Raw genomic sequence first — 9,193 nt, forward strand, 5'->3', positions numbered from 1 at the left:
AACAAAAAAAAACTCCCACCTCTTCAATATTGAGAGTGGTATTTTTTATTAGACTGTTGTAGCTTCTATTGGTAAAGGTATTTGATTTTTTAGTAAATCTTCAAACGTCTCATGTGCTCGTATTAGATGTCCTTTTCCATTCATCCATAATACTTCAGCGGGTTTGTATCTAGAGTTGTAATTAGAGGCCATCGAATAGCAATAGGCGCCTGCATTTCTAAAACTTAAGATGTCTCCTTCTTTAATTTCTGAAATTCTCCTGTTATTTGCGAAAGTATCTGTTTCACAAATATAGCCTACTACTGAGTAGAAACGCTCTTTTCCTTTAGGATTAGAAATGTTTTCAATATGATGTTGGGAGCCATAAAGCATTGGTCGTATCAAATGATTAAATCCGCTGTCTATTCCGGCAAAAACGGTCGAAGTAGTTTGTTTTACCACGTTTACTTTTGCTAAAAAGACCCCTGCTTCGCTTACTAGAAATTTGCCAGGTTCGAAAATCAAAGTTAAATCTTTTCCATATTCAGTACAAAATGCCTTGAATCTTTTAGTCAATTTTTTGCCTAACTCTTCAATATCGGTTTCGATATCATCTTTTTTATAGGGAACTTTAAATCCACTTCCGAAATCTAAAAATTCTAAGTCTTTGAAATTTTTCGCGGCATCAAATAAGATTTCAGCAGCGTACAAAAAGACCTCAATATCAAGAATGTCAGAACCTGTATGCATGTGGATTCCAACGATATTCATTTTTGTGTTTTCGACAATTCGCACCAAAAGCGGTAATTGATGGATTGAGATTCCAAATTTACTATCAATATGTCCTACCGAAATGTTAGTGTTACCACCTGCCATTACATGCGGATTGATACGAATACAAACAGGTACATTAGGGTGTTTTGTCCCAAATTGTTCTAGGATAGATAAATTATCAATATTAATCTGAACGCCCATTGCATTTACTTCTTCAATTTCTTCAAGAGAAACGCCATTTGGTGTATAAAATATTTTTTCAGGCTCATACCCTGCATGAAGTCCTAATTGCACTTCTTGGATGGATACTGTGTCGAGACCAGCTCCCATTTCTTTTAATAATTGAAGCACGGCAACATTTGATAATGCTTTCATTGCATAGTTAATTCGCAACTTATCAACTTTAGAAAAAGCTTTAGATAATCTGTTATATTGTGATTTTATTTTTTCGGCATCGTAAACATATATTGGACTGCCAAATTGTTCTACTAGTTGAAGTAAGTCTTTAGGTTGCATTGTTGTTCTTTTTAGGCAAATTTATTGATATTTATTCAGACTTACAATGCATTGAATTATTCTTAACAAAATATAACAAAAAGTTATAAATTAAACAAATATTATGTTTTTTAGTACCGTCGTAGTCTGGGTGAGGGATAGTAGCGAATAGCCCGTAGGCAAAGAAGCTTTTGCGAAAGTGGCGAGGACTTGTAGCGTATAGCCCGACCAAGCAGGAACGATAGTGGAGGCGTGGGCACCTCCAAATTAAAAATGGCTGTCAAAAAAAATATTCTGACAGCCATTTCGTAGTTTTATTTAGAGTTATAGACTAGGTAAATCACCATTTCCTTTTGTTGGTAAATTAGTGTATCCCATCAAATAATGATCGACTTCTCTTGCTGCTTCACGACCTTCAGAGATTGCCCAAACAATCAGAGATTGGCCTCTTCTCATATCGCCCGCAGTGAAAATGTGTGGTACATTAGTTTGATAATTTGTTGCCTTATAATTAGTTCGAAGGTCTGTTTCTAAACCTAGCTGATCGCTTAACGTTTTCTCAGGACCTGTAAAACCGAGAGCCAATAGTGCCATATCGCAAGGCCATATTTTTTCAGAACCTTCTTTTTCGACTAATTCAGGTCTTTGTCCGGCGTTCATCTTCCAGACTACTTCTACAGTTTTCAAGCCTACTAATTCTCCTTTTTCATTAGAAATGAATTCTTTGGTATTGATTAACCAATTTCTGTCGCAACCTTCCTGATGTGAAGAAGATGTTTTTAATTGTAATGGCCAATAAGGCCACGGCGTAGTTTCGCTTCTTCCAACAGGTGGTTTAGGCATGATTTCGAAATTAGTAACTGATTTGGCTCCTTGTCTATTGGAAGTTCCTACGCAGTCAGAACCCGTATCTCCACCACCAATAACAATTACATCTTTTCCGGTTGCCAGTATTTGATTAGGAATCTCTTCTCCATACAATGATTTTGTTTGTTGTGTCAAGAAGGTCATCGCTTGAACCACTCCTTTGCTTTCAATTCCTTTCGTCGGTAAGGTTCTACTTGTCGTGGAGCCTCCACACAATACAATTGAATCGAATGTATTTAATTGTTCAATGCTATAATTTACTCCTACATTTACATTAGTCTTAAAAATGATTCCTTCCGCCTCTAATATAAGGACACGTCGATCAATAATTGCTTTTTCTAATTTAAAATTTGGAATTCCATATCTCAATAATCCACCGATAGCATTATCTCGCTCAAAGACAGTTACAGTATGTCCAGCTCTATTTAATTGTTGAGCAGCCGCTAATCCGGCAGGGCCTGAACCTATAACTGCTACTGTTTTACCAGTTCTTTGTAATGGAATTTGGGGTTTAATCCATCCTTCCGCAAAACCTCTCTCTATTATATTTTTTTCAATATTCTCAATAGCTACAGGCTCTTCAATAATACCCAACACACACGATTTTTCACATGGAGCAGGGCATAAGCGGCCTGTAAATTCTGGAAAGTTATTTGTTGCTTGTAATATTTCTAAGGCACCTTGCCATTCTTCTTGATGTACCATGTCATTAAAGTCAGGAATCAAGTTCCCTAATGGACAAGCACTATGGCAAAATGGAATTCCACAGTCCATGCATCTTGATCCTTGTTCTTTAATTTTTTCTTTAGCTAATGGAATTGTAAACTCATTATAATTTGATACACGTTCCGCTATTACTACATTACTTTCGTCAGTTCTATCGTATTCTTTAAATCCACCTATCTTTCCCATGACTATGCTATTAGTTCTTCAATTTTTTTTCTTTCTGCTAATCGCTGTAATGCTATTTTATAATCTTTTGGCATTACTTTGATAAAATGTTTTTGTTGGTTTTCCCAATCTTCTAAGATTCTTCCTGCCAATGGGCTGTTAGTATACATAGAGTGATTTTTAATTAGACGTCTAAGTTTTTTTAAGTCGTCATCTTCCAATTCTTCTAAGGCTACCATTTCCATATTGCACAATCCGGTTTCGAATTGTTTTTTGACATCATAAATATAAGCAATTCCACCACTCATACCAGCGGCAAAATTTCTTCCAGTTTTTCCTAAAACTACCACAATACCTCCGGTCATATATTCACATCCGTGATCTCCGATTCCTTCCACAACTGCTGTTGCTCCAGAATTTCTTACACCGAACCGTTCACCGGCCATACCGTTAATGTATGCTTCACCAGTTATAGCGCCATAAAGTGCTACGTTACCAATAATTATATTTTCTTCTGGTTTAAATGTTGCAGTAGGAGGGACTTTGATAATTAATTTAGCTCCTGATAGTCCTTTTCCTAAGTAATCATTACAATTCCCATGAATTTTAAATGACAATCCATTAGTAGCGAAAGCGCCAAAACTTTGTCCAGCAGAACCTTCAAAGTCAACAAGAATAGTGTCTTCCGGTAAACCTTGGGCACCATATATTTTTGAAATTTCGTTACTTAAAATAGCTCCTACAGAACGGTCTGTGTTTTTAATCTTAAAGTTAACTCGTGTTTTCTCTTTTCTATAAATAGAAGGAATCGCTTCCTTTATAATTTGGAAATCCAAAACGTTCTCTAAGGCATGATCTTGTGTTGTTGTATTGTGATTCGGAACCGTTTTTGCTTTTTCAGGTTTGTATAAAATTGTAGACAAATCTAAACCACTTGCTTTGTAATGTTTAATGGCTTTGTTTACGTTCAATTTTTGTGATTGTCCTACCATTTCTTTTAGTGTTCTAAAGCCTAATTGAGCCATGATTTCTCTCAATTCTTCAGCAATAAAGTACATAAAATTAATAATGTGTTCTGGAGTTCCTTTGAAATTCTTTCTCAATTCAGGATCTTGAGTAGCAATACCTACTGGGCATGTGTTTAAATGACATGCTCGCATCATAATACAACCTGATGCCACTAAAGGTGCGGTTGCAAAACCAAATTCCTCTGCTCCAAGTAATGCCGCAACAGCGACATCACGACCTGTTTTTAATTGTCCGTCGCATTCTAAAACGACACGACTTCGCAGATCATTGAGAATTAAAGTTTGCTGTGCCTCGGCAAGTCCGAGTTCCCAGGGAATTCCTGTATGTTGCAATGAAGTTAATGGTGCAGCACCTGTTCCTCCATCAAAACCTGAAATCAAAATCACATCGGCTTTTGCTTTTGCGACACCGGCTGCAATAGTACCAACACCCACCTCCGAAACTAATTTAACGTTTACACGAGCTTCTCGATTGGCATTTTTTAAATCAAATATCAATTGTGACAAATCCTCAATAGAATAAATATCATGATGCGGTGGAGGAGAAATTAATCCAACATATGGAGTTGAGTTTCTTATTTCTGCAATCCAAGGAAGCACTTTTGCACCAGGTAGTTGACCACCTTCGCCAGGTTTGGCGCCTTGCGCCATCTTTATCTGGATTTCTTTAGCATTTGTCAAGTAGTTAATTGATACTCCAAATCTTCCGGAAGCTACCTGTTTTATAGCACTATTTCTAGAGTCACCGTTTATTTCTTTTTGGAAACGTTTTGGATCTTCACCACCCTCTCCTGAATTACTTTTACCACCTATTCTGTTCATGGCAATTGCTAAGTTTTCATGAGCTTCCTGGCTGAGAGAACCAAGTGACATGGCGCCAGTTTTAAATTTTTTAACAATCTCTGTCCAAGGCTCTACTTCGTCAATTGAGATTGGATCTAAGTTATTAAATTCAAAAAGCCCTCTAATGGTCATTAGGTTTTTACTTTGATCGTTGACCATAGTGGCGTACTCTTTATAACTTTCTGGACTATTCAAGCGCACGGCTTGTTGCAATTTAGAAATTGTGGTTGGATTAAACATATGCTTCTCGCCTGTTCTTCTCCATCTGTAAATACCACCAATTTCTAGAGATAAAAGGCTGGCGACACTCGAGTTTGGAAATGCCTTCTGATACCTTTCTTTAATTTCTTTTTCGACTTCTATTAAACCGATTCCCTCTATTCTAGAAGGGGTATATGGGAAATATTTAGAAGTAAAATTTTTGTTTAAACCTAAAATTTCAAAAATTTGGGCTGCGCGATACGAATGTAAAGTGGAGATACCAATTTTATTCATAATTTTCAGAATCCCTTTTGCAATAGCTTTATTGTAATTTGTAATAGCATAATCAGCTGTCATGTCTATAATAAAATTTTTATCCACCTGATCACGGATGATTTCATTCACCAAGTATGGATTTATGGCACTTGCACCATATCCAAATAATAGGGCGAAATGATGTGGTTCACGCGGTTCAGCAGATTCAATAATGATCCCAAATTTAGAACGAACTTTTAGAATATTCATCGAATGATGCACATAAGAGCAAGCTAACAACATGGGTATCGGAGCCAATGTATCACTAACACCTCTGTCAGAAAGTATGATGATATTGTATCCTTCTTGTATTGCCTTAAAAGTTGCTTGTACACATTTCTCTAATGCACGTTCCAGACCATTTACTCCTTTTTCTATTTCGTATAAAGTAGAAATAGTTTGTGACTTGAAATCTGGATGGTCAATATTTCGTACTTTGTCCAGATCTTCTTTAGAGATTACTGGATTCTGAATTTTCAACTTTTTACAATGTTTTGGAACAATATCAAAGATATTATAATCTCCACCAACAGCTAAACTGATATCCGTAATAATTTCTTCGCGAATTCCATCTAAAGGCGGATTGGTAACTTGAGCAAATAACTGTTTAAAATAATTATACAAAAGTTGTGGTCTATCCGATAATACCGCTAAAGGAGTGTCATTACCCATTGAACTAAGTACTTCCGTTCCCTTTGTACTCATTGGATTTATAATCGTCTTTAAATCTTCAATAGTATATCCAAATAAACGCAATCGAGTTTCAAAATCTATATTTTCCGTCGGCGTCGTATTATTGGTATACGGTACTTTTGCTAGATGCAATAAATTGTCGTCTAACCATTTTCTGTAAGGACGTTTTGTTACTATAGCATCTTTGATCTCATCATCTTCGATAATACGTCCTTCATTCATGTCAACGAGGAACATTTTTCCCGGCTCTAAGCGGCCATGCTGTATGACATCTTCTGGTTTTATGTCTAAAACACCTATTTCAGAAGCCATAATTACAAATCCATCTTTGGTGAGGGTATAACGAGAGGGACGCAAACCATTTCTATCAAGAAGGGCACCTATAACGTTTCCATCAGTAAACGGAATAGAGGCAGGACCATCCCAAGGCTCCATAATGCAGGCATTATACTCGTAGAATGCTTTTTTGTCATCCGACATGGTTTGGTGTTTTTCCCATGCTTCAGGTACAACCATCATCATAACTTCCGGCAAGGAGCGCCCAGTCATCAATAACAATTCGATAACCATATCCATAGAGGCGGAGTCTGATTTTCCATCCAGTATTATAGGAAACATTTTCTTCAAGTCATCACCAAAGATGTCACTTTGCATCAATTCTTCACGTGCACGCATTCTGCTTACATTACCACGAAGGGTATTGATTTCTCCATTGTGACACATATATCGGAATGGTTGAGCGAGTTCCCATGAAGGGAATGTATTCGTAGAAAAGCGTTGATGAACTAAAGCTAGTCTCGTCACTAAATCATCGTCTGATAAGTCAGTATAGTATCTGCTGATGTCTTCCGGCATCAATAGCCCCTTATATATTATGGTGGTAGTAGATAAACTAGAGAAATAGAACATATGACTTTCTGAAGTCTTTGAACTCAGAATAGTATGTTCAGCAATTTTTCTGGCTGCAAATAATTTAGAGTTGAATTGTTGTTGGGTTAATTCTAACCCATTCTTACCAATAAAGACTTGTTTTATTGTAGGTTCTTTTTCAGCTGCGATTTGTCCAAGATTTGAAATATCGACAGGAACATCTCTCCATCCGATAATACTCAAATTTTGATTGCGAATAGCAGTTTCAAAGGTCGTGTTGCAAAAGTCAGCTTGGTTTTTCTTTTTTGGTAAAAAAACCATGCCCACTGCATAATCGCTCGTTTCTGGAATAGCAAAATCACATACTTTCTTAAAAAAATCATGAGGAATATCAAAAAGAATTCCTGCTCCATCTCCGGTTCTTCCATCAGCGCTCACTGCACCACGATGCTCTAATTTAATTAAAATATCAAGTGCTTTATGAATAATGTCATTAGATTTAATTCCGTTTAAATTACAAATAAATCCTGCGCCACAGTTGTCATGTTCAAATTCAGGCATATAAAGGCCTTGTTCTTTAACTTTCATGCTTTATAATTTTTTTATATAAAAATAGCGATTTCATTATATATAATGTAGTAAACACGACTAAAACGAAATATTTTTACAGTAAAAATAGAATAACGAACATTAAATGATAATAATCATATTTAGACGTGTGTGAATTACAAAATCGGCAATCTGATTTACTAAAAAATACAATTTATTACAGTATCTAACTGATACAATCAAATTTGAGAAAATAATTTCAATCGATATAGTGACTTTTATAGTACCAGTTTTATTTGGTTTTACATTTGTTAAGACTTAAAATTGTTTGTTATTATCAGTTTATAATTGAACTTCTGAGATAAGAAATTTTAAATAGGAAAAAGATTTTTCTGTTACCATGAATTTTGCTATTTTTGTGGCACTTATATTCTGAAATAAATTCAGGATCCAGACAAATTCTATATTATGAACATACACGAATATCAAGGAAAAGAGATTTTAGCTAGTTACGGAGTACGCATTCAGCGTGGTATCGTAGCTAATAATGCAGTTGAAGCTGTTACTGCCGCGAAACAATTAACTGCTGAAACAGGGACAAGTTGGTTCGTAATTAAAGCGCAAGTTCATGCAGGTGGACGTGGAAAAGGTGGAGGAGTAAAACTTGCCAAAAACCTACAACAAGTAGAAGAGGTAGCTGGTCAAATAATTGGAATGCAATTGGTTACACCTCAAACTTCTGCGGAAGGTAAAAAAGTACACAAGGTTTTAGTAGCTGAAGATGTTTATTACCCTGGTGAAAGTGAAACTTCAGAATTTTACGTATCTGTTTTATTGAACAGAGCGACAGGTCGCAATATGATTATGTATTCTACTGAAGGTGGAATGGATATCGAAGAAGTAGCAGAACATACACCTCATTTAATTTTTACTGAAGAAATTGATCCTTCTGTAGGGCTTCAAGGCTTTCAAGCAAGAACAATTGCTTTTAACTTAGGTCTTTCCGGGAATGCTTTCAAAGAAATGGTGAAATTCGTCGATGCTTTATATAAAGCATATATTGGTTCAGATGCATCAATGTTTGAAATCAATCCAGTTTTAAAAACATCTGATAATAAAATTTTAGCTGTAGATGCTAAGGTTAATATTGATGACAATGCTTTATACAGACAAAAAGCTTATGCTGAGATGCGCGATATTCTTGAAGAGAATCCAATTGAAGTAGAAGCTAAAGAAGTGGGATTAAACTATGTAGATCTTGACGGTACAGTTGGATGTATGGTTAACGGTGCCGGTTTAGCAATGGCAACAATGGATTTAATTAAGTATGCTGGTTTTGAGCCTGCAAATTTCCTTGATGTAGGTGGAACTGCTGATGCAAAACGTGTTGAAACTGCTTTTCGTATTATCTTAAAAGACCCAAATGTAAAAGCGATTTTGATTAATATTTTTGGTGGAATTGTTCGTTGTGACCGTGTGGCACAGGGAGTTGTTGATGCGTACAAAAATATGGGAGACGCTATTAACGTGCCAATTATTGTTCGTTTACAAGGTACTAATGCAGCCATTGCAAAAGAATTAATTGATAATTCAGGAATGCCAATTTTATCGGCTGTTGAATTTCAAGAAGCAGCTGACCAAGTAAAAGCGGCTCTTTCTTAATTAGAGAATTAATAGATATAAAAAAA

Annotated in this window: 4 protein-coding genes; 1 reads left to right on the forward strand and 3 read right to left on the reverse strand. The window is 35.9% G+C overall.

Features of this window, described 5'->3' with window-relative positions; translation table 11 throughout:
- Window positions 1-48: 48 nt before the first annotated feature.
- The 3 genes from lysA to gltB all read right to left on the reverse strand — a co-directional run bounded on the left by lysA (window position 49) and on the right by gltB (window position 7,544).
- Window positions 49-1,269 (reverse strand): diaminopimelate decarboxylase, encoded by a 1,221-nt coding sequence (gene lysA / locus A3SG_RS0116040; protein WP_016991023.1) that lies wholly within the window; start codon window positions 1,267-1,269, stop codon window positions 49-51.
- A 303-nt stretch (window positions 1,270-1,572) separates the two neighbouring features.
- Window positions 1,573-3,027 carry a glutamate synthase subunit beta gene (locus A3SG_RS0116045; RefSeq protein WP_016991024.1) on the reverse strand — a complete coding sequence of 485 codons (1,455 nt, stop codon included), beginning with the start codon at window positions 3,025-3,027 and terminating at the stop codon, window positions 1,573-1,575.
- Window positions 3,028-3,029: 2 nt separating this feature from the next.
- Complete coding sequence (gltB, locus tag A3SG_RS0116050) at window positions 3,030-7,544, reverse strand: glutamate synthase large subunit (protein ID WP_016991025.1); 4,515 nt, start codon at window positions 7,542-7,544, stop codon at window positions 3,030-3,032.
- 429 nt (window positions 7,545-7,973) lie between these two features.
- Here gltB and sucC point away from each other — a divergent pair, with 429 nt between their 5' ends.
- On the forward strand, window positions 7,974-9,167 hold the full coding sequence (gene sucC / locus A3SG_RS0116055) for an ADP-forming succinate--CoA ligase subunit beta (RefSeq protein WP_016991026.1): 1,194 nt from the start codon (window positions 7,974-7,976) through the stop codon (window positions 9,165-9,167).
- Window positions 9,168-9,193 lie beyond the last annotated feature (26 nt).

The organism is Flavobacterium sp. ACAM 123 (genome assembly GCF_000264055.1).
Classification (GTDB): domain Bacteria; phylum Bacteroidota; class Bacteroidia; order Flavobacteriales; family Flavobacteriaceae; genus Flavobacterium.